This is a genomic window from Sphingomonas kyeonggiensis (assembly GCF_030812785.1).
In the GTDB taxonomy this organism is placed as follows: Bacteria; Pseudomonadota; Alphaproteobacteria; order Sphingomonadales; family Sphingomonadaceae; genus Sphingomonas; species Sphingomonas kyeonggiensis_B.
Genome location: NZ_JAUSTJ010000001.1, coordinates 749,915 through 776,633, shown reverse-complemented (window position 1 = coordinate 776,633; position 26,719 = coordinate 749,915). Strand labels below are relative to the sequence as shown.

Genomic DNA, 26,719 nt, shown 5'->3' with positions numbered 1-26,719 from the left:
TGCGGTGTCCAGTGGGTTGTGGGAAGGCAACGCCCGAGATCATCATTCCTCCCCGAGCTCGCTCGGGGAGGGGGACCATTCGCGCAGCGAATGGTGGAGGGGCCGACGCGAACCGCGTCGGTACCGGCAGGCCCCTCCACCACCGCCTTCGGCGGCGGTCCCCCTCCCCCAGACAAGCTGGGGGAGGAATTTTTGGAGTGTGCGATGCGATTGCGGATGGACCGGCACTTCAGGATCCTGCTGATCGGGCTGGCGGTCACCTGCCTGCTCGGCTTCGGCTTCAAGCAGCATTGCATGCCCGGCGGCTGGACCGATTCAGAGCAGTATCTCACCGGCTGCTACAGCGACGCGGTGCCCTTCTGGTCGGCGCGCGAGGTCGACAAGGGCAAGGTGCCCTATCTCCAGACGCCGATCGAATATCCGGTGCTGACCGGCGCGGCGATCTGGGTGGAAGGCGTGGCCACGCACCTGATCTTCGGCAAGCGCGCCAACGACGCCAAGTTCCTGGGCGTGGTGACGGCGGTGAACATCGCCCTCGCCTTCCTGGTGCTGTGGATGCTGTGGCGCGCGGGGATGGACCGCAAGCGGCTGTGGTGGTGGGCGGCCGCGCCGCCGCTGATCCTCTATGTCGGGCATAACTGGGACATGATCGCGGTGACGCTGGCGGTGTGGGCAATGCTGCTCGCCCGCGAGAACCGGCTGATCGCTGCCGCCGGCGCGGCCGGGCTCGGCGTGGCGGCCAAGCTGTTCCCGGTGGTGATGCTGCCGCTGCTGGTCTTCTCCGCCTTCTTCGAGACGGGGCGGAGCTGGTGGCAGCGGATCGTGCGGACCGGCTGGGTGAAGCTGGCGGCGATCGGCGCCTGGCTGGCAGTGAACCTGCCGGTGATCCTGCTCGCGCCGAAGAACTGGAGCGAATTCTACCTTTTCTCCCAGTCGCGCAGCGGCACCGCGGCGGGGAGCTGGGACGTGCTGGGCGCGCTGGGCATCCTGCCGCTCGGCACCGAGGCGAAGAATCTCTACGCCGGGCTCGCCTTCGTGATCGGCGGGGCGGCAATCATCGCGCTGGGCTGGAAGCGCCACCATGCGCGGCTGTGGCTGCTGTCCACGCCGCTGCTCGCCTGGTTCATGCTGACCAACAAGGTCTATTCGCCGCAATTCGACCTGTGGCTGTGGCCGCTGCTGGTGATGACCGCGCCGCGGCTATGGCCGGTGGCGCTGTTCGCGGGGACGAGCGTCGTCGCCTATTTTGCCGAGTTCTGGTTCTTCGCCGGAGCGGATGGGGCCTGGCCCTCGGCCAGCACGATCGACATCGCCTGGGCAGCGACCGCCCGGGCGATGGTGATGCTGTGGATCATCGCCGATTGCCTGCGGCGCGAGCCGCCCGAATGGGTGGGGCGGTGGCCGGTTAGGGTGTAATTCCTCTCATTCCTCCCCCGCTTCGCGAGGGAGGATTTGATCAGGGCAGCGGCAGGTTCTGTTCGGCCTTGCGGCGGGCGCGGGTCTCGGCGCGGGCGGCGGTGGCCTGGCGGACGAAACAGCCGGTGCCGCCGCCGACGCCGACCGTCGTGCAGCTGCCGGTGCCGAAATCGCCCGAGGTGAGCGAATCCTGCGAACGCACCGCCCAGCTCTCGGTCTTCTGCGGCGGGCCGCCCTGCTCGCGCAGATTGGTCGGGATCCGATAGCGCTCGGCCTCGTCGAGGCGCTTGCAGACCACGATCTCCTCGCCGTTCGAGTTGGTCGGACACTTGTCCTTGCCATAGATGACCAGCACGCCGTTCTGCGGCGCGTTCTGGGCCTGCGCCGCGACGGGCATCAGCATCGGAATGGCGGCGAGCGCGCCTGCGATCACGATCTGCTTCAACATCGGCCTTACTCCTCTGGCGCCGTGCATCGGGGGAAACGGCTGAACCTGGGCTTTATATCCGTTTCGACAGCGCAATGGCAGCGCGGCAGCCCGTGCGGATCAATCCGGACAGGAGCGGATAGGCCGGTGCCTGTTCCGCGCCATGCTCCAGCGCCGTATCGCGGTGCTCGAGCTCTTCCTCGCGGAACTTCGCCACCGCCTCGCTCAACTCGGGATCGCCCGCGCCCAGCTCTTCCAGCTGCTGCTGGTAATGGAGATCGATCTCGGTCTCGATCGCGGCGGTGCAGGCCATCGCGGCCTCGGGTCCGATCGCCGCGGTGACCGCGCCGAGCGCGAAGCCGGCGACGTCCCAGAAAGGCTGGAGCGCAGTGGGGCGCACGCCGCGCCGTGCGATCATCGCGTCGAAAAAGGCGCGGTGGCGCTCTTCCTGGCTCGCCATGCCGGCGATCATCCGCGCCATCGGGGTGCGATCGCCCATCACCGCCAGTTGCCCGGCATAGATGCGCGTCGCGCCATATTCGCCCGCCTGATCGACGCGGACCATCGAGGATATCCCCTCGCGCCGATCGCCGGGCTTCCAGCTCATGCGCGGCCTTTCCGGAGAGCCAGCACGAAGATAACCAAGGCGCCGGTAAGCGAGAGGATCGCATTGAAGCCGGCCAGGCTGATGCCGAAGAACGTCCATTGCGGCACGTCGCAGCGGATCAGCGGACGGCGCAGCGCATCGTTGAGCATGTCCATCGGGTTGGCGCCGTGGACCTGGGCGGTGCAGGCGGTGATGCCCTGCCACCATTTATACTCGACGCCGGCATGGAACACGCCGATGCCGCCGCTGACCGCCACCGCAAGCGCGGCGAGCAGGACGAGCCCGAGCTGGGCGCGGCGGTCCTTCACCAGGAAGGCGGACAGCGCGATCAGGATCGCGACATAATGCGGATAGCGCTGCCACCAGCACATCTCGCACGGCACCAGCCCGAAGAACTCGGTGGTGTGCGCGCCGCCGACCAGCGCCAGCGGAAGCAGGAGCGCGATCCAGCGCGCGGTGCGAAGCCCGTCGTTGCGCATCGCTTACTTGCTCTTCGCGGCGGCGACCTGGGTCTTGGGACCGAGGCGCGAGATGGTCTGCAGGGCGTAGTGGAGCTGGAAGTCGTCCACGCCTTCCTTCTTCAGCTGCTCGGCCGTCTTGGCGAAGCGCGGATCGGTGCGCTGATCGTCCTCGAGCACCGAATCGTCGACCTTGTCGTTGTTGATCAGATGCGCGCGCAGGTCGGCCTCGCGGATCGACGGGCGGGTCTTGTAGTCGGCATCGCTGAGCTGGGGCACGAGCAGATCCGGCTTGATGCCGCCTTCCTGCACCGAACGGCCCGACGGGGTGTAGTAGCGCGCGGTGGTGAGGCGCAGCGCCGCACGTGCACCCATCGGCAGGATCGACTGGACCGAGCCCTTGCCGAAGCTGCGCACGCCCATGACGAGCGCGCGGTGATGATCCTGGAGCGCGCCGGCGACGATCTCCGAGGCCGAGGCGGTGCCCGCGTCGATCAGCACGACCACCGGCAGCCCCTTGGCGAGGTCGCCCGGGATCGGGGTGATGCCGGGCTCGTTCACATCGGCATACCAGCGCTCGATATCGGTCTTCTCGCGGCCGCGCTGCGAGACGATCTCGCCGTGCGACAGGAACACGTCGGAGACTTCGATCGCCTGGGACAGGAGCCCGCCGCCATTCTCGCGCAGGTCGACGATATAGCCGAGCGGCTTGTGCCCGAGCTTCCTGTCGATCTCCTGGATCGCCTTGACCGTGTCCGCGCCGGTCTGGGCGGTGAAGGTGTTGATGTTGATGATGCCGACGCCGTCCTTGACGTCCCACTTCACCGGCTTCTGCACGATGATCTCGCGCTTCATCGAGAAGGTGAGCGGCTTGTCGGCGCCGGGACGGATCACGGTGAGCGTGACCGGGGTGCCCGGCTTGCCGCGCATCTGCTCGATCGCCTCGTCGAGGCTGCCGCCGACGATGAATTTGCCGTCGATATGGGTGATGAAGTCGCCCGACTTCATGCCCGCGCGCGCGGCCGGCGTGTCCTCGGTCGGAGCGACGACCTTCACCGCGCCGTCTTCCTGGGTGACCGTCAGGCCGAGACCGCCATAATTGCCGTCGGTCTGGATCTTGAGATTGTCGTAGTCGAGCCCGTCGGCGAAGCTGGAATGCGGATCCAGCGCGGCGAGCATGCCCTGGATCGCGCCCTTCATCAGCGTGGCGTCGTCGACCTTCTCGACATAGTTCGCCTTCACCTGGCTATAGACTTCCATGAAGGTATCGAGCTCCTTGAAGCTCTGCGTATCGACGCCGGCCATTGCGCCGGAGGCAACGGGGACGAGCGCCAGTGCGCTGACGGCGGCGGTGACCTGAAGGAACGAACGGAGCATCAACACTACTTTCCGGAAACGCGTTCGAGAGACAATCTAGGACGGGATCGCGGCAATTGCACGGCAGATTCAGCCGAGCAGCCTTGCCAGGTCCATGGGTTCGCCGCGGCGGCGCAGCTCGACGGTGATGCGCGGCGCCTCGGTTTCGGGGGCGCGGCCGATGCGGGTGCCTTGCGAAACCTGCTGGCCGACGCGGACGGCGATGGCGCCGAGCCCGGTGATCGAGCTGGTCCAGCCATTGCCATGATCGATGATCACGACGCCGCCATAGTCGCGGAACGGGCCGGCGAAGAGGATGCGCCCGCCGGTGGGGGCGACGGCATCGCTGTTGGCGGCGCAGGCGAGGGTGACGCCGCGCGCGCGCACGCCGGTGGGGGAAAGCTCGCCCATGCCGGTGACGACCGTGCCGGCGACGGGAAGCAGATAGGGCGGGCCGCCCCTGGGCCCGGTGGCGGCGACGGCGCTGCCGGGGCGGGGCAGCGGGCCGGGAAGTGCGGCGAGATCGGCCTGGATCTCGGCGGCCTCGCCGCTGGTCTCGATCTGATCGACGATCTCGCGGGCGCGTTCCCCCAGGGCGATCGCGCGGTCCGATTCGACGAGCGCGCTGGAGGCAAGCTGCGCCGAGCGGGCGCGGTGCTCGGCTTCGAGCTTCACGAGCCCGATCCGCTCCTGCTCGATCCGCTGGCGGGCGTCGCGGAAGCTGTTCACCGCGGCGAGCGCCTGGGCGCGGAGCTGGCGGATGCGGGAGAGCTCGGCGCGGACGTCGCGGGTACGCGATTCGACCACGGGCATGACGGTGCCGAGCACGGCGCGGACATGGACCATGTCGGTGGTCGAGCCGGGCTGGACCAGGCCGAGCACCGCCGGGCGGCGCGCCATCGACTGGAGCGCGGCGATCAGGCGGAGGATCGGCCCCTGGCGCTCGGCGACGCGGGTGCGCTGTCCGGCCAGCTGGCGATCGACGATGCCGATTCGGGCGCGGGCGGCGGCGATGTCGGCCTCGGCCGCCTTGATCCGTTCGGCGGCGGCGGCCTCGCGGGCGCGGGCCTGGGCGGCCTGGTTGCTTTCGGCGGCGGCCTGGCGCTCGAGCGCGGCGCTGCGGGCCTGGGCGGCATTGGACTGGGCGGTGGCGTCGCGCAGCCGGCCCTGCTGCTCGGCCAGGCTCGGCGCCTGCGCCGCGGCGAGATTGCCGGTGACGAGGATCGCGACCAGGCTGGCAACAAGGACGAGCGGGCGGAGCATGGGCTCAGCCTTCGCGATGATAGGGGTGGTTGGCAAGGATCGAGGTGGCGCGCCACAGCTGCTCGGCGAGCATCGCGCGGGCCATCATGTGCGGCCAAGTAGCGCGGCCGAAGCTGATCAGCAGGTCTGCCTGGGCGCGCTGGGCATCGTCGAACCCGTCCGCCGCGCCGATCAGGAAACGCGTCTCGCGCACCCCGTCGTCGCGCCAGGCGCCGAGCCGCTCGGCGATCACCCGGGAGGGCAGGTTCTCGCCCAGCTCGTCGAGCATGACGACCCGGGTGGTGCCCAAGATGTCGGGGACCTTGCCGCCGGTATCGGGCAGCTCGGTCACCCGGGTCGGCCATTGGATGCGCTTGAGATAGCGATCGACCAGCTCCGCTTCCGGACTGCGGCCGATCTTGCCGCGCGCGACGATGTGTAGCTGCATCGCCCGCGCGGCCCCTTACCGGATTACGCTTGGCCGGCTTCGCCGAACGACCACATGCGCTCGAGATTGTAGAAGCTGCGCACCTCGGGGCGGAACAGGTGGACGATCACGTCGCCCGCGTCGATCAGCACCCAATCGGCGGTGGGCAGGCCTTCCACGCGCGGGGTGCGGCCGAACTCGGCCTTGATCTTGTCGGCGAGCTTGATCGCCATCGAGGCGACCTGGCGCGTCGAGCGGCCCGAGGCCACGACCATGTAGTCGGCGATGCTGCTCTTGCCGGCAAGCGGGATCGAGACCGTCTCGACCGCCTGATCGTCGTCGAGCGACGCCATCACGAGCTGGTGCAGCGCCTCGACGCCATCCTTGGCATCGGAGGAACGCAGAACATTGGGCGATGTGGCCAAGGGGCCTCCTAGGGTTGCAACGGGTCTGTGTGGTGTCGGGATGGAGACGACGCCTTATCCGATCCCGTCAAAGTATCACTTTGACCGGTACCCGCATAACGCCGGTGCCAGGCGGGATCGGCGGCCCGAAGGCTCGTCGCCGAAGTAGGATCGGGGCGGAAGCGCAACAGCACGAGGGCCGGCAATCTCCAACGCGTCCAGTTCTTCGCCTGGCCTGCGGGCCACACAGCGCGCCGCAGCCAACCCATTGCAGGACTTGCATGGGCATCGCGATCATATCCCGGACGGGCGATCACCGCAATCGGAACCTGCTCGGCAATATCGCGCCAGCGCTCCCATTTGTGGAACTGGGCGAGATTGTCCGCGCCCATCAGCCAGATGAAGCGATGCTGGGGGAAGAGCCGGGGCAGCTTGCGGACGGTATCGGCGGTGTAGCGCGTCTTGATCCGCTTCTCGATGTCCGACACCCGGATCGGCGCGTGACGGGCCATGCGCTCGGCCGAGGCCATGCGCACCTTGAACGGCGCCATGCCGGCCCTGTCCTTGAGCGGATTGCCGGGCGAGACCAGCCACCATACTTCATCGAGCCCCAGCGCGCGGATCGCGTGGAGCGAAAGCTTGCGATGACCGAGATGCGCCGGGTTGAACGAGCCGCCGAGCAGGCCGATGCGCTTCATTGCCGACGCGGCCGCCAATCGCGCATTGCGTGATGGAGCCGAAGAATCTCCACCCCGCCAGCGACAATCCGATAGAGGAGAACATAGTCGGTTCGCAGCACGCGCCATTTGCGCACTGGGCCTTCAACCACGGGGCCTGCTCCAGGATTCTCCGCCAGAAAACGCGCCGCGGCCAAGGCTTCACGCCCTATGCGCCGCGCATATTCTGGCGACAGTTGAGAAGACTCATCGTCCAGCGCGGCCAAGTCGTCCTGCGCCGGCGGTGTCCATCGAGCGCGATTCATTCAGCGGCGGCTTGCCGGTGGCGGGCTTCGAACCAGGCTTCCATGTCTTCCTGGCTGATCAATTCGCCACGATCGGCCGAGTCTATGCCCTCTTGAATGAAGGCACGAAACTCCAGCTCCTCATCCACATAGCGCTGAACCGCCTTCGCCACGATCCAAGCCCGCGATCGCTCAAGCATCCCGGCGAGCGTATCGAGCCTTGCCAATCCCTCTTCGTCGAGGCGGGCGGTGATGACGGCCGGCTTGGTCATGCAACGAATGTATACATTCGATACACAGGCTTCAAGGACGCGCCTGCCCCGTACCGCGGACGACCCATTTGTACGTCGTCAGGCCTTCGAGCGCGACGGGTCCACGCGCATGCAGCCGGCCGGTGGAGATGCCGATCTCGGCGCCCAGCCCGAACTCGCCGCCATCGGCGAACTGGGTGGAGGCGTTCCACACCACGATCGCGCTGTCGACCTGGGCGAGGAACTTCTCCGCCACGGCTTCGTCGGCGGTGACGATCGCATCGGTATGGTGCGAGCCATGCGCGGCGATGTGCGCCATCGCGGCATCGACGCCGTCAACCAGCTTCACCGACAGGATCGAATCGAGATATTCGGTGTCCCAATCCTCATCGCTGGCCGCGACCATGCGCGGCTCGAGCGCCCGGACATCGGCGTCGCCGCGCAGCTCGCAGCCGGCATCGGCCAGGCCGGCGAGGATCGGCGCGGGATCGGCAAAGGCGCGGTCGATCAGCAGGGTCTCGGTCGCGCCGCAGATGCCGGTGCGGCGCATCTTGGCGTTGAGCGCCAGCTCCTTCGCCATCGCCGGATCGGCGGCGCCGTCGATATAAGTGTGGTTGAGCCCGTCGAGATGGGCGAGCACGGGCACCCGCGCCTCGGCCTGGACGCGGGCGACCAGCCCCTTGCCGCCCCGCGGCACCACCATGTCGATCGCGCCTTCTGCGGTGAGCATCGCGCCGACTGCGGCGCGATCGGTGACGGGAACCAGCTGCACCGCATCCGCGGGCATGCCGCCTTCGGAGAGACCACGGGCGAGCGCCGCATGGATCGCGCGGTTCGAGCGGATCGCTTCGGAACCGCCGCGCAGGATCGCGGCATTGCCCGCCATCGCGCAGAGCGCGCCGGCATCGGCAGTGACGTTGGGCCGGCTCTCATAGATGATGCCGATCACCCCAATCGGCACCCTTACCCGGGTCAGGACCAGGCCGTTGGGGCGCTCGACCCGGTCGAACACGTCGCCGACCGGATCGGCGAGGCCGGCCACCGCCTCGACGCCGGCAGCCATGCTCTCGATCCGCTTCGCGTCGAGCTTGAGCCGGTCGAGCAGCGCGCCGGACAGGCCGTTCGCCTCGGCGGCGGCCATGTCCTCTTCATTGGCGGCCTGGATCGTGGCGGCATCGGCACGGATCGCGGCGGCGGCAGCACGCAGCGCAGCTGCCTTGGCCGGGGTCGGCATCGCGGCGAGCTTCGTCGAGGCGAGGCGGGCGCGGGCGGCCATTTCGGCGATCAGGGCAGCGGTATCGGTCATGCTGCGCATGCGCCTAGCACGTGCAACATGAAGCTGATAGGCCTGCTGCCCATGGTGGGGGAACTCGAAGCAGCTGGGGAACTGGCGACGGGGGCGTTGCTTGGTCGCGCCGTGGAGCCGAACGCAGGCGAAGGTCATGGCGACGACCATGGGCTCTGCCTCAATTGCGGGACCGCGCTGATCGGATCGCATTGCCATAATTGCGGCCAGGCGGGGCATGTCCACCGCTCGCTGCACGCGATCGGCCACGATATCCTGCACGGCGTCTTCCACTTCGAAGGAAAATTGTGGAACACGCTGCCGATGCTCGCCTGGCGCCCGGGCGAGCTGACCAAGCGCTACATCGCCGGCGAGCGCGCGCGCTTCGTCTCGCCGATGGCGATCTTCCTCTTCTCGGTCTTCGCGATGTTCGCGGTCTTCTCCTGGGTCGGCATCTCGGCGCCGAGCGAGCTGGGCGGCGGCAATCTCAAACCGGTGGCGGCGATCGACTTTGCGAGGAAGGACGCGCAGGACGATCTGAACAAGGCGCAGAAGAAGCTCGCCAAGGCGAACGACGAGGACGACAAGGCCAGGTATCGCGAGGACATCGCCGATGCGCAGCAGCAACTCGCCGGGCTCGACAAGGCGGGCAAGGCGCTGGAGGGCGGCCCGATCGACGTATCGACGACGGAGGCGCATACCGGCTGGCACGCGCTCGATCACGGCATCGAGAAGTGGCAGAAGAACCCGGCGCTGATGATGTACAAGCTCCAGTCGGCCAGCTACAAATTCTCCTGGCTGCTGATCCCGCTGTCGCTGCCGTTCCTGTGGGCGCTGTTCTTCTGGAAGCGCCAGTACAAGCTGTACGACCACACGATCTTCATCACCTATTCGATCGCGTTCATGTCGCTCTTCTACATCGTGGTGGCGATCGCCAACGCGATCGGGCTGGGCGGCGGTCCGCTATGGACGGTGGCGGTGCTGGTGCCCTTCGTCCACATCACCCGCCAGCTCAAACAGGCCTATGACATCGGCTGGTTCTCCGCCTTCATGCGCGCCTGGGTGCTGACCTTCTTCATCAGCTGGATCCTGGTGATCTTCCTGCTGATCCTGGTGGCGCTGGGGATGTTCGGCTGAAGGCTCAGCCGGCGCAGGGATAGCGCCGGTCGAGAAACGCATAGACGCCGTCGTGGAAGGTCAGTCCGGCACGCGCATCCGCCGGGAGCGCTTCGAAGGACGCAGCGAGCCCGCCAAGGTCGATCGTGTCACTGCTACCCTTGCGCGGGCAGGCGCGCGGTGGCTTGCCGGCCTTCGCATCGGCCGCGAGCGTTTCCTTGTAGCGCGCCGCCTCTTCGCCGAACGCGGCGAGCAGCGCCTGCATCTCGGGCGAGACCGGCGACAGGCCGAGGCTCTGCACTTCGTTCCACCGGATGAGGAAGGCCTGCGCCGTTGCCGGCGGCGCCTGTTGCGCGGAGGCCGGAATGCTGACGAGAAGCAGGGAAGCGACGATCGACGCCCGCATATGAGAAGCCCCTCTCCGAATGGTCCGAAGAGGGGCTAATCGCTTCGCGTGTCGGCAGCGTTTCTGCCGCTGCGTCAGGCGCCCTGGGGCGTCGGCTGGCCGAACGGGCCCTTGGGCTTGCGGATCTTGGGGATCGAGGTGCCTGCGACCGCCACCGGACGGTGGATGTTCTGCGGGTCCTCGCGGCCGATATCCTCGCCCGAGATCAGGCGCTTGATCTCCTCGCCGGTGAGCGTCTCATATTCGAGCAGCGCATTGGCGAGCGCGTGGAGCTGGTCGTTATGGTCGGTCAGCAGCTGCTGGGCACGCTTGAGGCCGCCCTCGACCAGCTTCTTGATCTCGCTGTCGATCAGCTTCGACGTGTCGTTGGACATCGGCGCATTGCGCAGCCCGCCCTGGCCCAGATAGCTGTCGTCCGAATAGGTATGCTCGATCGGGCCGACCTTGTCCGACATGCCCCACATCGTGACCATCGCACGCGCCAGGCGCGTCGCGCTCTGGATGTCGCCGCTGGCACCCGACGAGACCTTGTCATAGCCGAAGATCAGCTCCTCGGCGACGCGGCCGCCCATCGCCACGGCAAGGTTGGCGTGCATCTTGTCGCGGTGGAGCGAATAGCTGTCCCGCTCGGGCAGGCGCATCACCATGCCCAGTGCACGGCCGCGCGGGATGATCGTCGCCTTGTGGATCGGATCCGATGCCGGCTCGTGCAGCGCGACGATCGCATGGCCGGCCTCATGATAGGCGGTCATCCGCTTCTCGTCGTCGGTCATCACCATCGAGCGGCGCTCGGCGCCCATCATCACCTTGTCCTTGGCCTCCTCGAACTCGCTCATCGCGACGAGGCGCTTGCCGCGGCGCGCCGCGAGCAGCGCAGCCTCGTTTACGAGGTTGGCGAGGTCGGCGCCCGAGAAGCCCGGCGTGCCGCGCGCGATGACGCGGGGATCGACGTCGGGCGCCAGCGGCACCTTGCGCATATGGACCTGGAGGATCTTCACGCGGCCGTCGATATCCGGGGTCGGCACCACGACCTGGCGGTCGAAGCGGCCCGGACGGAGCAACGCGGGATCGAGCACGTCGGGGCGGTTGGTCGCCGCGATGATGATGATGCCCTCATTGGCCTCGAAGCCGTCCATCTCGACGAGCAGCTGGTTGAGCGTCTGCTCGCGCTCGTCATTCTGGTTGCCGATGCCGCCGCCGCGCGAACGGCCGACCGCGTCGATCTCGTCGATGAAGACGATGCACGGGGCCGACTTCTTGGCCTGCTCGAACATGTCACGCACACGCGACGCGCCGACGCCGACGAACATCTCGACGAAGTCCGAGCCCGAGATGGTGAAGAAGGGCACGCCCGCCTCACCGGCGATGGCGCGGGCGAGCAAGGTCTTGCCGGTACCCGGCGAGCCGACGAGCAGCGCGCCCTTGGGGATCTTGCCGCCGAGACGGGCGAACTTGGTCGGGTCCTTGAGGAACTCGACGATCTCCTGGAGCTCCTCGCGCGCCTCGTCGATGCCCGCCACGTCGTCGAAGGTGACCTTGCCTTCCTTCTGGGTGAGCAGGCGCGCGCGCGACTTGCCGAAGCCCATCGCGCCCGAGCCCGAGCCCTTCTGCATCTGGCGGATCACGAAGAAGGCGATGCCGAGCATCAGCAGGAACGGCAGCGACTGGTAGAGCAGGTAGAACCAGATGTTCGGCCCTTCCTCGGCACGCGCGGTGACCTGCACGTTCTTGTCGAGCAGGTTGCGGATCATCTGGGGATCCTCGGGCGCGTTCGTGCGGAACTTGCTGTCGTTGGTGAAGATGCCCGTCACCACGCCCGTGCCGCGCGCGATGTTGACGCTCTTCACCTCGCCATTGTTCACCTTGCCGATGAACTGCGAATAGGAGATCGCGTCGCCGGTCGCCGGCGCGCTGTTGTTGCCGAACAGGCTGACGAACAGGGCGAGCGCCGCCAGGATGCCCACCCAGATCAACAGGCTCTTCATCCAGGGGTTGCCCCCATTTTCGGGACCCTGCTGGTTCTTGTCGTTGTCGCTCATGCGGAATCGGTACCTTTCGCGTACCAAGATAGGCACGGCCAAGTTAATGGCAATGGAACAGCGTCGATCAGTGTGATCGACGCGGCGGCGCCAGTTCGAAACGCCAGATACCGGCTTTGGTTCGGCCGATCACTTCCGCAATCGTACCGGTGCCCCCGGCATCGAGCGCGGCGAGCAGCGGCTCGAGCCCGGTCTCGCGCCAGTCGGGGCCAAGCCCATGCGCGGCGCGCACCGCGGCGACGGCGCGCTCGACGAGGCGGCGGCGCAGCTCGCGGGGCAGGCCGGCAGGGTCGAGCGTCACCCGATCCGGCGCAACCGTTGCCCGGGCCTGCCATTCGCGCTGGGCGGCCCAGGCGAGCGCATCCTCGGCATCGCGGAGATTCGCGGCGGCAAGCGCGAGGCGATCGGCGGGCAAGTCCCCAGCCTCGGCGAGCAGCGCTCGGATGCGGACGCGGTCGAAGCGCGGATCGGCATTGGAGGGGTCGCGGACCGGGGCGATGCCGGCTGCTGCGACCAGCGCCTCCAGCTCGGCACGGGTCCAGCCGAGCAGCGGGCGGATCAGCGTGACCGGGCCGAGCGGCCGCGCCGCCGCCATCGCCGCCAGGCCGCCCACGCCGGCCCCGCGCCGCGCCCGCATCAGGAAAGTCTCGGCGACATCGTCCTGCTGGTGCGCGGTGGCGACCCAGGCGGCGCGGCCGATCGCCCAGTCGGCGAGCAGGGCATAGCGCAGCGCCCGGGCGCCCTGCTGGAGATTGCCGGCGGCGGGGACGGTGCCGGCCAGCGTCTCGTGCGGCACGTCGAGCTGGTTGCACAGGCGCCGGACCAGTGCCGCCTCTTCCGCCGCTTCGGGACGAAGGCCATGATCGACCGTGGCGGCGATCACCGCGCCGGGCCAGGCATTATGAGCGAGCAGCAGCAGGGCAAGACTGTCCGGCCCGCCCGAGACGGCGAGCGCGAGGGGATGGTCCGGGGAAGGCGCGGCACCGGTAAGCGCCGCACAGTCGCGCCGGAAGCGCTCGACCGTGTTCGGGTCGAGCGTCAGCCGGTCACTTGCACTTCTGACTTGCACGGCCCTCGGCCACACCGGTCTTCATCTCGATCGACAGCTTGTCGCCGTAGAGCTGATCGAGCTCGGTATAGACCTTGCAGACTTCGCTGGCGGGCTTCTTCAGCTTGATGAGCGCCTGGGCCAGATAATAGAGGCTGTCGGGCGCGCGCTCGCCCTTGGGGTTCTTCTTGTAATTCTCGTAGAAGGCGACCGCCGCCAGGCTGGGCGCGCCGCTGTCGAGATAGGCGCGGCCGAGCAGGTTCTGCGAATAGCTGGCGCGGCGATGCGTCGGGTATTTGGTCGCCACCGCCTCGAGCTCGCGGCGCGCTTCCGGATAGAGCTTGGCCTGCCACAGGCGGAAGCCATAGGTATAGCCGTCCTCGGCCGGATCGCCGGTCGCCGGCTTCTCGATCGCGGCGACCTGCTGGGCGCGTGTGCCGGTCGGCTTCGGCGTGTTCGCAGGCGTGGTGCTCGATCCCGGCGCCGGGATCGACGGGCGCGTGCCGATCGGGGCGGGCGGGCGGATCACCGCACCGGCGGTGTCGCCGGGCACGGTAGTGTCCTCGCCGCCGAGCGCGGCATTGGCGGTCGAGCGATCCTCGAGCGCCTTGAGGCGGTTGTCGGTCAGCCGCTTATAGGCGGCGAAGGCGTCCTCGAGCTGGCGCAGGCGATACTGGCCCTGCTCGACCTGGCCGGTGAGCGTGCGCTGCTGCTCCTCGAGCGCGGTCACGCGGCTGGTGAGGTCATTGAGCGGCGAGCTGGACGGGATACCGGGGATGCTGGTGTCGGTCTCGGGCGTGATCTGCGGCTCGACGGTCTGGCCGGCGCCGCCCGGGAAGACCTTGCGCTGCACGGCGCGCATCTCGCGCTCGAGCCGGTCGACGCGGCCGGAAATGCCCGAATCCTGGGCCTGAGCCGTGCCGGCGGCAGCGAAGACGACGGCCATTGCCGTTGCAGCGAGAAGAAAACGCATCGATCACACCCCCCGGTGCAGGTCAAACAAGGTGAACAGACATTCGCTATAACCGGTAGGAGGCACTCCCCGCCAGTCCCGGGGAAAATCCTTATGGCGTGCTGTTGGCAGTGCTCGTCGCAGGCAGCGGCTCGACAGGTGCAGGCGCCACGACCGGCGGACGCGCCGCCGCGGGACGCTCGCGCCGGGCGGGCGCCGCGGACGAGGCCGCCGGGCTCGACCCCGCGATCGGGCCCGCGCCGGGCTGGTTGCGGTTGCGCAGCGCATCGGCGCTCACCTCGACATCGACGGTCGTGCCGGCACGACCGAGCGGATCGATGTTCGAGCCGTTGAGCGTCACCTGGATCTTCTCCGGCCCGCCGGTGCGGATGCGCGGATGATCGGCATCGGCCGGCACGTCATAGCGCTCGCCCGGAGCGAGCTCCTTCTCGACGAGCCGGGTGCCCTTGGCATCGGTGACGCGGATCCAGACGGTGTCGAGCGCGATCAGCGAGACCTGGCCGCCGGCTGCCACCGGCACGATCGCGACCGCGTTGCCGGCGATGCCGTTGTCGGCGGTGTTCGCCACCGGCTCCTCGGTCGCCAGCGTCTCGGGCGCGGGCGCGCTGCCGCGGAACAGGTCGGTGCCGTAATAGAGGATCGCGCCGACGATCAGGACCAAAGCGAGCAGCGCGCCGAAGATCGCCAGGCCGCGCGGCGGTACGCGCGCCGGATCGCTGGTCTCATAGGCGGGGATCGGCGCGGCGCGCTCGGGATTGCGGTGCAGCTCGGTACGCAGATCGCGCGCGATCGCCACCTCGTCGGCACCGACGGCGCGGGCATAGGCCTTGGCGAAGCCCAGCGCATAGGTGATCGAGGGAAGCCCGGCATAATTGCCCTTCTCGATCGCTTCGAGATGGCGCTGCGGAATCCGGGTGCGCGAGGCGATCTCGGGAAGGTCCAGTCCCTGCGCCTCACGCGCGGCACGCAGCTTGTCGCCCACCGTGGCGGGGAACAGGTTCGGGTCTTCGGCGGCTTCGCCTTCCATCCATACTCTCCGTAGCGGAAGGGTTGCGCCCGGTGCTTCCGCCACGGCTGAAGCTGTCGTTCACCACGCCGCCCCTGTCAACGCCGACAGGGGCTATTTTGCCCGCAGATCAGGCCAGTTCGACGGAATGTTCGCTTGCCCAGGCTTCGAGCGCATCGCGCAGCGAGCGGCCCGGCTCGGCGAGCATCGCGGCCATCGCCTCGATCAGCGCGGCGCGATCGAGCGAGCGGATCATCGCCTTGATCGGCCCCACCGCGGCGGGAGTGATCGACAGGCGATCGATACCCAGGCCGAGCAGCGCCAGCGCTTCCAAGGGTCGTCCGCCCATCTCGCCGCAGACCCCCACCGGCACGCCCGCCGCCTGGGCCTGCGCGGTCACACGCCGGAGGAAACGCAGGATCGACGGGCTGAGCCAGTCATAGCGCAGCGCGAGCTTGGGATGCGCGCGATCGGCGGCGAAGAGGAACTGGGTGAGATCGTTGGTGCCGATCGACAGAAAGTCGAGCCGCGGCAGCAGCACGTCGAGCACCTCGGCCAGCGCCGGCACCTCGAGCATCGCGCCATAGCGAATCTCGGTCGGCATCTTGCGACCGCGCGCGGCGAGCCAGTTGCGCTGCGCCTCGAACAGCTCGCGCGCCGCATCGAATTCCCAGGGCTCGGAGACCATCGGGAACATGATGTTGAGCGTGCGCCCGGCACCTGCCTCGATCAGCGCGCGCGCCTGCGCCTTCATCAGGCCATCGCGATCGAGCGCGAGGCGGAGCGCCCGCCAGCCCATCGCGGGGTTCTCTTCCTCGCCGTCCTCGTCATGGTTGAGATAGGGCAGCGCCTTGTCGCCGCCGATATCGACAGTGCGGAAGGTGACGGGCCGGTCGCCGGCCGCGTCGAGCACATCCTTGTAGAGCCGGCGCTGCATCTCGCGCTGGGGCAGGGTGGCCGAGACGAGGAACTGGAATTCGGTGCGGAACAGGCCGATGCCGTCGGCTCCGGTGAGGTCGAGCGCGGCGAGATCGTCGCGCAGACCGGCATTGACCATCACCGTCACCCGGTGCCCGTCGGCAGTGACGGGCGCGACGCCGCGCATCTGGGCGAAGGCGGCACGACGCTTCTGGCTGAGCTCGAGCTTGGTCTCGAACGCCTCCTGCATCGCCTGGGTCGGGCGGACGAACAGGCTCTCCTCGCTCGTGTCGAGCAGGAGCATGTCGCCCTCGGCGATCAGCTGGCGGATGTTGCGGACGCGGCCCAGCACCGGCACGCCCATGGCACGCGCGACGATGGTGACGTGGGCGGTGAGCGAGCCCTCCTCCAGCACCACGCCCTTCAGGCGGCGGCGGTCATATTCGAGCAGCTCGGCGGGACCCAGGTTGCGCGCGATCAGGATCGAATCCTGGCGCAGGCCCATCTGCGCGGCGGTGCCGAGCTGGCCCGAGACGATACGGAGCAGCCGGTTGGAGAGGTCCTCCAGATCGTGCATCCGGTCGCGGAGCAGGGGATCGTCGATCTCGCGCATGCGCTGGCGGGTGCGCTGCTGGACGCGCTCGATCGCCGCCTCGGCAGTGAGGCCGGAATCGATCGCCTCGTTGATCCGGCGCGACCAGCCTTCGTCATAGGCGAACATCTTGTAGGTCGCGAGGATCTCGTCCTGCTCGCCGCCAACGCCGAACTCGGCCTGGCTGGCCATCCGGTCGATCTGCTCACGCATCTTGTCGAACGCGGCATAGACACGGTGGCGCTCCGCCTCGGTATCCTCGGCGACGGTATGCTCGATGGTGATGCGCGGCTGATGGAACACCGCGACGCCGGCGGCCATGCCGTCGACCAGCTTGAAGCCGTGGCCGAGCTCGGGCGCGGTCGACTGGAGCCGGGTGGAACCGCCGGCGCTCGCCGGATCGATCAGGTCGGCATTGGCGATCAGCTCGCTGAGCACCATCGCCACGGTCTGCAGCGCCTCGATCTCCTCGCTGGCATAGCGCCGCGATTCGGCGTGCTGGACGGCGAGCACGCCGACCGACTGCTCGCGCCGGATGATCGGCACGCCGGCAAAGCTGTGGAACGCCTCTTCCCCCGTCTCCGGCCGATAGGCGAAGGCGGGGTGCATCTCGGCCTCGTCGAGGTTCAGCGTCTCGACATTCTGGGCGATCGTGCCGACCAGCCCCTCGCCGAGCGCGAGCTTGGTGACGTGGACAGCTTCCTGCGCCAGACCACGCGTCGCGAACAGCTCAAGCAGCCCTTCGCGCAGCAGGTAGATCGAGCAGACCTCGCTATCGAGCGCCTCGCCGATGATGCCCACCACCGAATTGAGCTTCGACTGCGCCGGATTGCGCGACGCCATCACGTCGTGAAGGCGGGTCAGGATTTCACGGGCCGAGGCGGCGGCGGAAACGGGCATGCGCAAGGCGCTAACAGATTGTGTTCGCCCACGCCATGCGCAGGCGAACACAAACCGTTACGGCGCCGTATGTTTTAGCGCTGAACGCTCGCCAGCTGGCCATGCCAGGCGCGATCGGCGGCGCGCCACGCGTCATAGTCGCGGTAGAAGTCGGTGAAGGGTTGCTCGAGCCGCGGCAGCGCATCGGCGGCAAAGGCCGCGAACTGCCCGGGCGCGACTTGTCCAACCTCCACCAACACCTCCCGCGCGACGCGGCAGAAGCCGGGCTGGGCGGGCGGCTGGGCGAAGAAGTTATATACCCGGGTCATGTCGCGGTCGTGCCGCGAATCCCAGCCCGCGCCGTAGCGGGCGCGATACTGGCCCTTCACCGCGGCATCGGCGGCGGCGAGCGGTGCCCGGTGCCGGCCGAGCATCGCATTGTAGGCCGCCACCGTCTCGCGCTCCGCTGCGTCGCGGCAGCCGAGCGCCGCCACGTTGAGCGCTGCCCGCATATGCCAGGCCATCTGATCACGCGAGATGTCGTGATTGACCGTGTCATAGCGGCCATCGGCGGCCATGGCCGGGATCAGCTGGTTCATCGTCGAGCCTGTCGGCGGAAGCGGCCGATCGACCATCCCGCCATCCCGATATTGCGCATGCGCAGGCATTGCACACGCGAGTCCACAGAGCGCAACAGCGCTCCAAAACACCTTCTTCATGCAAGAAACCCCCCGGTCTCTATCCCCTGCCTGCAGCATTGCCCATCGCGCTGAATCCGGCCTGAAGAATGCTTGTGAATCAGGTGTTTACCGCCTCGATTCGTCGCAAATTACAAGCACTTGCGTAACGAGCGGTGCCCCCTTGCGTCAACATATACTGTGCGCTACATAGTATGTGTCATACACGATATGAGGCACAGGATGATGCCGGTCGAGGAAGACCTGTTCGAGAAGCTGCGCGTCGAGCTCCGGCGCGGATCGCTGGTGCTGGCGGTGCTCGGCGCGCTGCGCGAGGAGCGCTATGGCTACACGCTGCGCACCAGCCTGGAGGAAGCCGGGCTGCCGATCGACGAGGGCGCGCTCTATCCGCTGCTCCGCCGGCTGGAAGCCCAGGGCCTACTGACCAGCGAGTGGCGCGAGGAAGCCAAGCGCAACAAGCGCTTCTACCGGCTCACCCCGGTCGGCCTCGACGTGCTCGGCCAGCTGCTCGCCGAATGGAACGCGATCTCCGAATCGATCCTCCGCCTGACGCAGGGAGACAAGTGATGGACCTCATCGAACGCTATCTCGGCGCGGTGCGCTGGAACCTGCCGGCCGCCAAGGCCGACGACATCATCGCCGAGCTGGCCGACCTGATCGCCGCGCGCATCGAGGATCGCGAGGAGAGCCTAGGCCGGCCGCTGGGCAAGGACGAGGTCAGCCAGCTGCTGCGCGAGTTCGGCCATCCGATCGCTGTCGCCGGGCAATATAACGAGCAGCGCGCGCTGATCGGGGCGGAGGTGTTCCCCTTCTACTGGTTCGTGCTCAAGGTCGTGCTGGTCGTGGTCGCGGCGATCGAGCTGGTGCAGATCGGCGGCGGCCTGGTGGTGACCGGCAACCTTGCCCGTGCCCTCGCGCACGGATCGGGCGAACTGGCCCATTCGCTGCTCTACAATGCCGCGCTGGTCACGCTGTCCTTCGCCGTGATCGAGCGGCTCGGCTGGCTCGACGCCTATCTCGCCAAGTGGAAGCCCGAGGAGCTGCCCGACCTGGGCAAGCTCCGGCTCGACCTGCCGCCGCGCAAGCGCTGGGAGCCGCTGTTCGAGATCGGCTTCGGCATCGCCTTCCTGATCTGGTGGGCAGGCGGCTTCACCTTCCCCTTCGTGCCGCACGATGCCGGCGTGCGCATCACCGGCGCACAGGTCTGGGCGACGCTCTACTGGCCGGTGGCGCTGCTGGTCTGGGCGCGGATCGTGCTGAGCCTGATCGGCTTCCTGCGCCCGGGCTGGAAGGTGGTGCGCGCCGCGCTGATCCTGGGCTGCACCGCCGGCACGCTGCTGATCGCCAAGGTGCTGCACGAGGCCGGGCAGATCGTCACCGTTGTCGGCACCGACACGGCAAAGGCCGCGCGGATCCAGGAGAGCCTGGACAAGAGCCTGGAGATCGCCGTGCTCGTGGTCGCCGCGGCGACGGCTTTCCAGTGCGCGAAGGAGCTGTACCAGCTGTACCGGGAGCGCCGCTGAGGCGCTCCCCGGGCCGAGTCTAGACCGCGCGCTTCTCCAGCGCGTGCGCCGCCTCGGCCATCAGCGTGGCGATGATGTCGGCAACGGGTTCCTCCTTCGAGACCATGCCGACCGACTGGCCCGCCATCACGCTGCCATGCTCGACATCGCCCTCGATCACTGCGCGGCGCAGCGCGCCGGCCCAGTAATGCTCGATCTGCAGCTGGGCCTCGAGCATCTCGACCTTGCCCTCGTCGAGCAGCTGGGCGACTTCGCGCTGCTTGGCGGAGAACAGCTCGCCCGCGGCATTCTTGAGCGCGCGAACCGGGATCACCGGCAGGCGGGGATCGATCTGCACGCTGGCGATGGCGTCGCGGGCCGAGGCGCGGATGAACGCCCTCTTGAAATTGGCGTGGGCGATGCTCTCGGTCGCGCAGACGAAGCGGGTGCCGAGCTGGACGCCGGCGGCGCCCATGTCGAGATAGCCGGCGATCGCCTCGCCCCGGCCGATGCCGCCGGCGACGAAGACCGGGACCTGCTCGGCGACCTCAGGCAGGATCTCCTGCGCCAGCACGCTGGTCGAGACCGGGCCGATATGGCCGCCGGCCTCCATGCCCTCGACCACCAGCGCATCGACGCCCGAGCGGATCAGCTTCTTGGCGAGGCTGAGCGCGGGGGCGAAGCAGATCAGCTTGGCGCCATTGGCCTTGATCGCATCGAGCGAGCCGGCGGGCGGCAGGCCGCCGGCGAGGACGACATGGCCGACATCATGCTTCTTGCAGACCTCGATCAGCTCGAAGAGCTGCGGGTGCATGGTGATCAGGTTGACGCCGAAGGGCTTCGACGTGAGCGCCCTGGTCCCGGCGATCTCCTTGTCGAGCAGCTCGGGCGTCATCGCGCCGCAGGCGATCACGCCGAAGCCGCCGGCATTGGAGATGGCGGCGACGAGGTTGCGCTCGGACACCCAGGACATGGCGCCGCCCAGGATGGCGGTCTCGGTGCCCAGGAACGCGCAGCCGCGCGCCATGCGGCGGGCCAGGCGCTCGGCGCCGATGGAAGATGCATTGGTCATCCCCCTCGCCTAGCCGCCCAGGCCATTACCCGGCAAGGCCCCCGCGAATCGCCAAAGTACACGAAGTACACGCCAGAAGCGGGTTTTCGCGGCTCGGTTCGATCCTACAGCGCGGGGCCGCAGCCGGGCCGGAAGTTCACAAAGGTCACGACATATGCGCAGCATGCGCCCCTGCGGCTCTCGCAAGCTTGTTGCGCAGGCCAGCGAGCGGACCGGTCCTATATTTCCTACCAGTCAAAGAGCGATCGGGGGCGCTTCCCGATGCTTCGACGCAACCATGCGAAATCCTACATTGCAAGCAGAGCCGCCCCCCGAGCCTAGGGCTCCCGGCTTCCCGGACCCGAAGGCGAGATGTCCGCCGACGGGCGATTGGTCTGGCGATAGTCGATGCGGATCATCACCCATGCGCCGACCATCGGCTTCTTGCCGACGCGCGGGGGACGGACGAGGAACTGGAAGGCGGCCTGACGGACCGATCCGGCAAAGCCCGTGCCGCGCGTCTCTTCGAGCTCGTAGCAATCCTCGACCTTGTAGCGCGCCACCGTCCGGCAGGCGACCAGCCCATAGCCCGGAAAGCGCGCCCGGTTCGGGTTGATATAGGGATTGAGCTCGGCGTTGCGCGGTTCGCGATACCATTCGGCGACATAGAGCGTCTCGCCGTTGCGGCCCTTGCGGCCCGCGACCGGCGTGTCGCCCGCCCCGCCCCCGCCGCCCGCATCGGCAGTCTCGGTGGCTGCGCCGTCGCTGGTCTCGGCACGCGAGGGCACCTTGGCGATATCGCCCTGCTGATAGTCGTTGCGGCTGAGCTTGAGGAAGGTCGGCGGCCCGACCGGCACCGGCGTCTCGATCGGCACCGGCACCGGAGGCGGCGGCTGGGTCTGCGCCTGAGCCTGGGCCTTCTGCGCGCGCGCGGCCTTTTTCTGCTGCTTCTCGGCCGGCTTCTTGTCGGGGCTCTCCTCGCCCTTCGACGCCTCGATTCCGAAAGTGTTGAGGCTGTTGCCCTGCTTGCGCCCCGGCAAGGGCGGGACGAAGAACAGCAGGAGCGCCAGCAGGAGCAGCTCGAGGACGAGCGCGATCAGCAAGGCCGCGCCGCGCCTGCGGAGCAGTCCCGAGTCAGAAAAGAGACGGGAAGGCCACCGCATCACGAACTTCCCCCAACCATGGCGGCGCGGCGGCAGCGCGACCGAAACATGGCAGCATCGCGCCGCATGTTACGCTTCGTTGCAGCGCGCAGTCAGAACGCGATCCGGCAGGACGCGGTCAGGCGGCCTCGTCGGTCGCGTCCAGGCCATAGGCGGTGTGGAGGATGCGCACCGCCAGCTCGGTCTCGTCCTCGTTGATCAGCACGCTGACCTTGATCTCCGAGGTGGTGATCGCCTGGATGTTGATCCCGCGCTCGCCGAGCGTCTTGAACATCGTCGCGGCGACGCCCGCATGGCTGCGCATGCCGACGCCGACCACCGAGATCTTGGCGACGCGCGTGTCCTGGAGCAGGTCCGTGAAGCCGATCACGCCCTTGGCCTGGTTGAGCGCCTCGATCGAGCGGGCCAGATCGGCGGCCGGCACGGTGAAGGTCACGTCGGTCGCGCTCGCCGAACCCGCGCTCTGGTGCGCGATGTTCTGGATGATCATGTCGACATTGATGTTGGCCGCGGCGAGCGGATTGAAGATCGACGCCACCGCGCCGGGCTTGTCCGGCACCGCGGTGAGGGTGATCTTCGCTTCGTTCTTGTCGTGCGCGATGCCGGTGATGAGCTGGCTTTCCACGTCCTGAATCTCCTCTTCGCCCACGATCATCGTTCCGGGCAGCGTGTCCGCCATCGGGGCATCGTCGCCGGTGAACGACGACAGCACCTGGACGCGGACCTGTTCCTTCATCGCCAGGCCCACCGAGCGCGTCTGGAGCACCTTGGCCCCGACGCTGGCGAGCTCCAGCATCTCCTCGTACGTCACCTTCTTGAGCTTGCGGGCCCGGGGGACGATGCGCGGATCGGTGGTGTAGACGCCGTCGACGTCCGTGTAGATGTCGCAGCGATCGGCCTTGACCGCGGCCGCCACCGCGACCGCCGAGGTGTCCGAGCCGCCGCGGCCGAGCGTGGTGACGCGGTTGCTGCCATCGCTGGTCACGCCCTGGAAACCGGGGATCACCGCGACTTCGCCCTGCGCCCAGCCCGCTTCGAGCCCGGCAGAATCGATCGTCTGGATGCGCGCTTTGGCGTGCGCGGCATCGGTGTGGATCGCGACCTGCGAGCCGAGCCAGGAACGCGCCGGCACGCCAAGCGCCTGGAGCGCCACGGCGAGCAGGCCCGAGGTGATCTGCTCGCCGGCCGAGACGACCACGTCATATTCGCGCGGATCGTAGAGCGAGCTTGCCTCGCGGCAGAAATTGACCAGCCGGTCGGTCTCGCCGGCCATTGCCGAGACGACCACCGCGACCTGGTTGCCGGCATCCCATTCGCGTTTGACGCGCTTCGCAACGTTCCGGATGCGCTCGATGCCTGCCATCGAGGTGCCGCCGAACTTCATCACGATACGCGCCATGGAAAGAGCCTGTCTGCTTTGCGGGCCTGGTCCCCGCAGCTGCGGGGATGACGATAATGGGGCGCCCTGATAGGAGCGGCGCATGGCAAGCGCAACCAAAGCTACGATTGACCCGCGTGAAGCTGAGCATTTCGGCAAGCTGGCGGCGGACTGGTGGAATCCGAAGGGTTCCTCGGCGATGCTCCACCGGCTGAATCCGGCGCGGCTGGGCTATATCCGCGCCGCGGTGGACGCGCATTGGGGCGGCGACAGCGCGGGTTTCGCGCCGCTGGCGGGCAAGACCGCGATCGATGTCGGCTGTGGTGCCGGGCTGCTCGCCGAGCCGCTCGCCCGGCTGGGGGCGAAGATGACCGGCATCGATGCCGCGCCCGAGAATATCGGCGCCGCCCGCGCCCATGCCGCCGCGACCGGGCTCGCCATCGACTATATCGCGGGCGGGATCGAGGACCTGCCGGGACGCAGCTTCGACCTGGTCACTTCGATGGAGGTCATCGAGCATGTCACCGATCCGGCGGCGTTCGTCGGCGCGCTGGCCGGGGCGCTGGCCGAGGGCGGGCTGATGCTCCTCTCCACCCCCAACCGCACGCTCGCCTCGCATCTGGCGATGATCACGCTGGCCGAAGGCACCGGTGCGATCCCGCCGGGCACGCATGACTGGAACAAGTTCCTCCGCCCCGAGGAGCTGGAGGAGTTGCTGGCGGCGGCCGGGCTGAAGGTGATCGACCGCACGGGGCTGGGCTTCTCGCCGGCGCGCGGGTTCGTCACCGGCACCAGCGAGACGTTGAACTATCTGGTGACGGTGGTGCGGGCGTAGCCGTTATTCCGCGACAACCTGCTCCCCGGCGAAGGCCGGGGCCCAGGGTCACAAGCGACACAGCAGAGAAACCCTGGGCCCCGGCTTTCGCCGGGGAGCAGGTCAGGCTGTAGGCGTCAGGGCTTCTGCCCATAGTTCAGCACCGCCATCGCGCCGATATCGAGCACCTGCCTGGCGGTGTTGATGTGGAGCGCGGCGGCGAGCTCGCCCTTGGCATAGTCGCGATCGGCATGGCCGGCGGCGGTGTAGAGCTTCCACTCCGGACCCACGGTGACCGGGTTGCCGAAGAGCCGGGTATAGGGTGCCGCGGCGAGCTGGATCTGGGCGTTGGCGATCTCGGCGGTAGTCGCGCCCTCGGCCGGCTTCTGCACCCGGGCGTAGAAGGCGATCACGATCTTGTCGCCCTTCTTCACCCCCAGCTGGAGCGGCGAGTTGACCCCGATGCTCCAGGCATTGCCGCCGCCCGGCGTCTCGACCCGGATCGCCTTGCCGAACTGGACCTTGGCGTCCTTGACCGGTTGCGGCTTGCCACCGCCCGGCAGGCCATAGACCTGGAAGCTGTCCGGATTGGCGTTGTTGAGGATCTCGGGCTCGGCCAGTGCCGTCTGCGCGGCGAGCCCGGCCGGAATCGTCATGGCAATGGCGGCGAGCGCCAGTCGCATGGTCATTAGGTGCCTCCCCTTGTTGTTTTGTGGGGAGGCTATGCTTGTGTCCGGCTCGTTTCAATCGGAATTGTTAGCGGTACCGGTCAGAACAGCCGGCCGCCGTCCGGCACCTTCTCGCTCGGGTGGAACAGCACCACCTTGCCCTCGGCATCGGGGAAGCCGAGCGTCAGCACCTCGGACATGAACTTGCCGATCTGGCGCGGCGGGAAATTGACCACGGCGGCGACCTGCAGGCCCGGCAGCTGCTCGAGCGTGTAGTGCTCGGTGATCTGCGCCGAGGAGCGCTTGCGGCCGATCGTCGGGCCGAAATCGATCAGCAGCTTGAAGGCGGGCTTGCGCGCCTCCGGGAATGCCTCGGCCTCGACGATCGTGCCCACGCGGATATCGACGGCGAGGAACTGGTCGAAGCCGATCGTCTCGGCGGCCTGGGCGGCGGGATCGTGAGTCATGTGCATGGGAGGCCCCATGCCACTGCCCCGCCGCCACGGCCAGTCTCAGCGGGCCGCCCCGTCATACTGCTGGACGTTCAGCGCATCGAGATCGACCCCGTCGGCGCAGCGCAGGTTGATCTCGACCATCGGCCCGTTCGGCCCCCGGCCCTCGGCAAAGGGCGCGACGCCGCAGTTGCTGCAGAAATGGTGCTGGATGACGTGATGGTTGAACTCATAGGTCGCCACCGCGTCGCGCGGGGTGTGGAGGGTGAACTTGTCCGGCGTGGTGAAGTGGTGGAGGGGTGCCTTGCGGCGGCAGATCGAGCAGTTGCACGCCATCGCCTGGCGGGGCGGATCCTCGTCGACCGTATAGGCGATCGCGCCGCAATGGCAGCTTCCGGTGAACGGCATCGTCTCCTCCTCTGTTCTTTTGCGGGGCAACGCGCGGGCTGCCCCATTGTTCTCGTTCTCATTATGTTCTATTCATAGCCGCATGCAATCGGGCTTCGGCTTCCATGGGCATGACGATATTGCGCGCTGGCAGCAAGCGCTGGAGCCGATGCGCGCGCTCGCCGGTCCCCTGCCGCGCCGCTCGCCGATCGGAGCGCTGGTCAAGTCGCTGATCAGCGGACGGACCAAGGACCCGGTGTCGCTGGCCGCCTATGACCGGCTGGTCGCGCGCTTCGGCACGCCGGGCCAGGTGCTGGCGGCGGGGCCGGCCGAGGTGCTGCGCGCCATCCATGCGGTCACCCATGCCGAGGACAAGGCGCGCTATCTGATCGGCGCGCTCGGGCGGATCGCGGCGGAGCGCAGGACCTTCGACCTGCGCTTCCTGGGAGCACTGCCATTGGGCGAGGCGCTCGCCTGGCTCGAGCGGCTGCCGGGCGTGGGGCGCAAGGTCGCGGCGGCGACGCTCAACGCCAGCACGCTCGACCGGCCGGTGCTGATCGTCGACACGCATGTACTGCGCGTGCTCCAGCGCACCGGCTTCGTCCGGCGCAGCGCCGAGGGGCGCGACGCGAGCGAGGCGGTGACCGCGGCGATGCCCGAATGGCAGGGCGGCGACTTCCTCGATTTCCATATCGGCACCAAGAAGCTGGGCCAGACGCTCTGCCGCTTCGACGCCACCGATTGCGCCCGCTGCCCGCTTCGGACCGATTGCCGTTCGCGTAGCAATTGACAGCG

At 68.2% G+C, this 26,719-nt stretch carries 30 protein-coding genes; 6 read left to right on the top strand and 24 right to left on the bottom strand.

Going from position 1 to position 26,719, the window contains the following annotated elements; genetic code table 11:
* The first annotated feature begins 204 nt into the window (after positions 1-204).
* Complete coding sequence (locus tag J2W22_RS03890; RefSeq protein ID WP_307116947.1) at positions 205-1,416, top strand: glycosyltransferase 87 family protein; 1,212 nt, start codon at positions 205-207, stop codon at positions 1,414-1,416.
* 40 nt (positions 1,417-1,456) lie between these two features.
* Here the strand turns inward: J2W22_RS03890 and J2W22_RS03885 are convergent, their stop codons facing one another.
* The 11 genes from J2W22_RS03885 to J2W22_RS03835 form a co-directional block, all read right to left on the bottom strand.
* The gene (locus tag J2W22_RS03885) at positions 1,457-1,864 is read right to left on the bottom strand and encodes a hypothetical protein (RefSeq protein ID WP_307116946.1); all 408 of its coding nucleotides are present in this window, start codon (positions 1,862-1,864) and stop codon (positions 1,457-1,459) included.
* Between the two features lie 52 nt (positions 1,865-1,916).
* The gene (locus J2W22_RS03880; protein ID WP_307116945.1) at positions 1,917-2,450 is read right to left on the bottom strand and encodes a demethoxyubiquinone hydroxylase family protein; all 534 of its coding nucleotides are present in this window, start codon (positions 2,448-2,450) and stop codon (positions 1,917-1,919) included.
* The gene (locus J2W22_RS03875) at positions 2,447-2,929 is read right to left on the bottom strand and encodes a disulfide bond formation protein B (RefSeq protein WP_307116944.1); all 483 of its coding nucleotides are present in this window, start codon (positions 2,927-2,929) and stop codon (positions 2,447-2,449) included. The genes J2W22_RS03880 and J2W22_RS03875 overlap by 4 nt, the downstream gene beginning before the upstream one ends.
* Positions 2,930-2,932: 3 nt before the next feature.
* A complete protein-coding gene (locus J2W22_RS03870) occupies positions 2,933-4,285 on the bottom strand; it encodes a S41 family peptidase (RefSeq protein ID WP_307116943.1) in 1,353 nt (450 codons plus the stop codon).
* Positions 4,286-4,354: 69 nt separating this feature from the next.
* The gene (locus tag J2W22_RS03865) at positions 4,355-5,527 is read right to left on the bottom strand and encodes a murein hydrolase activator EnvC family protein (RefSeq protein WP_307116942.1); all 1,173 of its coding nucleotides are present in this window, start codon (positions 5,525-5,527) and stop codon (positions 4,355-4,357) included.
* A gap of 4 nt (positions 5,528-5,531) precedes the next feature.
* Positions 5,532-5,954 (bottom strand): 23S rRNA (pseudouridine(1915)-N(3))-methyltransferase RlmH, encoded by a 423-nt coding sequence (locus tag J2W22_RS03860; protein WP_307116941.1) that lies wholly within the window; start codon positions 5,952-5,954, stop codon positions 5,532-5,534.
* A 23-nt stretch (positions 5,955-5,977) separates the two neighbouring features.
* Positions 5,978-6,286, bottom strand: coding sequence for a ribosome silencing factor (gene rsfS, locus J2W22_RS03855; RefSeq protein WP_116840187.1), 309 nt, complete (start codon positions 6,284-6,286; stop codon positions 5,978-5,980).
* Positions 6,287-6,366: 80 nt separating this feature from the next.
* Positions 6,367-7,143, bottom strand: a complete 777-nt coding sequence (locus J2W22_RS03850; protein ID WP_373422935.1) for a nicotinate-nucleotide adenylyltransferase — start codon at positions 7,141-7,143, stop codon at positions 6,367-6,369.
* Positions 7,032-7,319 carry a type II toxin-antitoxin system RelE/ParE family toxin gene (locus J2W22_RS03845; RefSeq protein WP_307116939.1) on the bottom strand — a complete coding sequence of 96 codons (288 nt, stop codon included), beginning with the start codon at positions 7,317-7,319 and terminating at the stop codon, positions 7,032-7,034. The genes J2W22_RS03850 and J2W22_RS03845 overlap by 112 nt, the downstream gene beginning before the upstream one ends.
* Positions 7,316-7,570 (bottom strand): CopG family ribbon-helix-helix protein, encoded by a 255-nt coding sequence (locus J2W22_RS03840; RefSeq protein ID WP_307116938.1) that lies wholly within the window; start codon positions 7,568-7,570, stop codon positions 7,316-7,318. Before J2W22_RS03840 ends, J2W22_RS03845 begins: the two co-directional genes overlap by 4 nt.
* A gap of 31 nt (positions 7,571-7,601) precedes the next feature.
* Positions 7,602-8,855 carry a glutamate-5-semialdehyde dehydrogenase gene (locus J2W22_RS03835; RefSeq protein WP_307116937.1) on the bottom strand — a complete coding sequence of 418 codons (1,254 nt, stop codon included), beginning with the start codon at positions 8,853-8,855 and terminating at the stop codon, positions 7,602-7,604.
* A 27-nt stretch (positions 8,856-8,882) separates the two neighbouring features.
* Here J2W22_RS03835 and J2W22_RS03830 point away from each other — a divergent pair, with 27 nt between their 5' ends.
* Positions 8,883-9,971 carry a DUF3667 domain-containing protein gene (locus tag J2W22_RS03830; protein ID WP_307116936.1) on the top strand — a complete coding sequence of 363 codons (1,089 nt, stop codon included), beginning with the start codon at positions 8,883-8,885 and terminating at the stop codon, positions 9,969-9,971.
* Between the two features lie 4 nt (positions 9,972-9,975).
* Here J2W22_RS03830 and J2W22_RS03825 read toward each other — a convergent pair whose 3' ends face one another.
* The 7 genes from J2W22_RS03825 to J2W22_RS03795 form a co-directional block, all read right to left on the bottom strand.
* The gene (locus J2W22_RS03825) at positions 9,976-10,356 is read right to left on the bottom strand and encodes a hypothetical protein (RefSeq protein ID WP_307116935.1); all 381 of its coding nucleotides are present in this window, start codon (positions 10,354-10,356) and stop codon (positions 9,976-9,978) included.
* A gap of 74 nt (positions 10,357-10,430) precedes the next feature.
* Positions 10,431-12,395: an ATP-dependent zinc metalloprotease FtsH gene (ftsH, locus tag J2W22_RS03820; protein WP_307116934.1), complete on the bottom strand. Its 1,965-nt coding sequence runs from the start codon at positions 12,393-12,395 to the stop codon at positions 10,431-10,433.
* Positions 12,396-12,462: 67 nt separating this feature from the next.
* Complete coding sequence (tilS, locus tag J2W22_RS03815) at positions 12,463-13,464, bottom strand: tRNA lysidine(34) synthetase TilS (RefSeq protein ID WP_307116933.1); 1,002 nt, start codon at positions 13,462-13,464, stop codon at positions 12,463-12,465.
* Positions 13,442-14,416: a tetratricopeptide repeat protein gene (locus tag J2W22_RS03810; RefSeq protein WP_307116932.1), complete on the bottom strand. Its 975-nt coding sequence runs from the start codon at positions 14,414-14,416 to the stop codon at positions 13,442-13,444. Before J2W22_RS03810 ends, tilS begins: the two co-directional genes overlap by 23 nt.
* 91 nt (positions 14,417-14,507) lie before the next feature.
* Positions 14,508-15,443 (bottom strand): helix-turn-helix domain-containing protein, encoded by a 936-nt coding sequence (locus tag J2W22_RS03805; RefSeq protein WP_307116931.1) that lies wholly within the window; start codon positions 15,441-15,443, stop codon positions 14,508-14,510.
* Positions 15,444-15,552: 109 nt separating this feature from the next.
* Positions 15,553-17,832, bottom strand: a complete 2,280-nt coding sequence (gene ptsP, locus J2W22_RS03800; protein ID WP_307116930.1) for a phosphoenolpyruvate--protein phosphotransferase — start codon at positions 17,830-17,832, stop codon at positions 15,553-15,555.
* A gap of 74 nt (positions 17,833-17,906) precedes the next feature.
* The gene (locus J2W22_RS03795; protein WP_307116929.1) at positions 17,907-18,410 is read right to left on the bottom strand and encodes a hypothetical protein; all 504 of its coding nucleotides are present in this window, start codon (positions 18,408-18,410) and stop codon (positions 17,907-17,909) included.
* A gap of 321 nt (positions 18,411-18,731) precedes the next feature.
* Between J2W22_RS03795 and J2W22_RS03790 the strand changes: the two genes are divergently transcribed.
* Together J2W22_RS03790 and J2W22_RS03785 are read left to right on the top strand one after the other, a co-directional pair.
* Complete coding sequence (locus tag J2W22_RS03790) at positions 18,732-19,076, top strand: PadR family transcriptional regulator (protein ID WP_307116928.1); 345 nt, start codon at positions 18,732-18,734, stop codon at positions 19,074-19,076.
* Positions 19,076-20,032 (top strand): hypothetical protein, encoded by a 957-nt coding sequence (locus J2W22_RS03785; RefSeq protein ID WP_307116927.1) that lies wholly within the window; start codon positions 19,076-19,078, stop codon positions 20,030-20,032. The genes J2W22_RS03790 and J2W22_RS03785 overlap by 1 nt, the downstream gene beginning before the upstream one ends.
* 19 nt (positions 20,033-20,051) lie before the next feature.
* Here J2W22_RS03785 and J2W22_RS03780 read toward each other — a convergent pair whose 3' ends face one another.
* The 3 genes from J2W22_RS03780 to J2W22_RS03770 all read right to left on the bottom strand — a co-directional run bounded on the left by J2W22_RS03780 (position 20,052) and on the right by J2W22_RS03770 (position 23,624).
* Positions 20,052-21,083: an NAD(P)H-dependent flavin oxidoreductase gene (locus J2W22_RS03780; RefSeq protein ID WP_307116926.1), complete on the bottom strand. Its 1,032-nt coding sequence runs from the start codon at positions 21,081-21,083 to the stop codon at positions 20,052-20,054.
* A 317-nt stretch (positions 21,084-21,400) separates the two neighbouring features.
* Complete coding sequence (locus J2W22_RS03775) at positions 21,401-22,165, bottom strand: hypothetical protein (RefSeq protein ID WP_307116925.1); 765 nt, start codon at positions 22,163-22,165, stop codon at positions 21,401-21,403.
* A 178-nt stretch (positions 22,166-22,343) separates the two neighbouring features.
* Complete coding sequence (locus J2W22_RS03770; RefSeq protein ID WP_307116924.1) at positions 22,344-23,624, bottom strand: aspartate kinase; 1,281 nt, start codon at positions 23,622-23,624, stop codon at positions 22,344-22,346.
* A gap of 82 nt (positions 23,625-23,706) precedes the next feature.
* On the opposite strand from J2W22_RS03770, the gene ubiG reads away from it, so the two are divergent.
* Positions 23,707-24,438: a bifunctional 2-polyprenyl-6-hydroxyphenol methylase/3-demethylubiquinol 3-O-methyltransferase UbiG gene (ubiG, locus tag J2W22_RS03765; RefSeq protein ID WP_307116923.1), complete on the top strand. Its 732-nt coding sequence runs from the start codon at positions 23,707-23,709 to the stop codon at positions 24,436-24,438.
* A 116-nt stretch (positions 24,439-24,554) separates the two neighbouring features.
* Here ubiG and J2W22_RS03760 read toward each other — a convergent pair whose 3' ends face one another.
* The 3 genes from J2W22_RS03760 to J2W22_RS03750 form a co-directional block, all read right to left on the bottom strand.
* Positions 24,555-25,106, bottom strand: a complete 552-nt coding sequence (locus tag J2W22_RS03760) for a hypothetical protein (protein ID WP_307116922.1) — start codon at positions 25,104-25,106, stop codon at positions 24,555-24,557.
* Positions 25,107-25,186: 80 nt separating this feature from the next.
* Positions 25,187-25,558, bottom strand: coding sequence for a tRNA-binding protein (locus J2W22_RS03755; RefSeq protein WP_307116921.1), 372 nt, complete (start codon positions 25,556-25,558; stop codon positions 25,187-25,189).
* Between the two features lie 39 nt (positions 25,559-25,597).
* Positions 25,598-25,945 carry a GFA family protein gene (locus tag J2W22_RS03750; RefSeq protein WP_307116920.1) on the bottom strand — a complete coding sequence of 116 codons (348 nt, stop codon included), beginning with the start codon at positions 25,943-25,945 and terminating at the stop codon, positions 25,598-25,600.
* Positions 25,946-26,027: 82 nt separating this feature from the next.
* Between J2W22_RS03750 and J2W22_RS03745 the strand changes: the two genes are divergently transcribed.
* Positions 26,028-26,714: an endonuclease III domain-containing protein gene (locus tag J2W22_RS03745; protein WP_307116919.1), complete on the top strand. Its 687-nt coding sequence runs from the start codon at positions 26,028-26,030 to the stop codon at positions 26,712-26,714.
* The last annotated feature ends 5 nt before the right edge of the window (positions 26,715-26,719 follow it).